The organism is Citrobacter sp. Ce006, from assembly GCF_030336535.1.
Lineage (GTDB): Bacteria > Pseudomonadota > Gammaproteobacteria > Enterobacterales > Enterobacteriaceae > Citrobacter > Citrobacter europaeus.
Genome location: NZ_JAOWDO010000031.1, coordinates 1 through 298, shown reverse-complemented (window position 1 = coordinate 298; position 298 = coordinate 1). Strand labels below are relative to the sequence as shown.

The window sequence follows — 298 nt, the reverse complement described above, 5'->3', positions numbered from 1 at the left end:
GTGCATCCGGGAGGATTCGAACCTCCGACCGCTCGGTTCGTAGCCGAGTACTCTATCCAGCTGAGCTACGGATGCATCGGGAATTGCTGATTACTACTGATACTGCGAAGAATATGGTGCATCCGGGAGGATTACTCGGCTGCGCCTCGCCCTGCGGGCCGTTGCTGAAGCAACGTTATCCTCCCTGGTACTCGCGATTATCTCGCAGTCCATGAAACAACAGTTTCGCTGTTATCTCGGAGAAGATGGTGCATCCGGGAGGATTCGAACCTCCGACCGCTCGGTTCGTAGCCGAGTA

General features: G+C 55.7%; 1 tRNA gene. It reads right to left on the bottom strand.

Features of this window, described 5'->3' with window-relative positions:
- Position 1: 1 nt before the first annotated feature.
- Positions 2-75 (bottom strand) — tRNA-Arg (locus tag OGV94_RS00770).
- Positions 76-298: the final 223 nt, after the last annotated feature.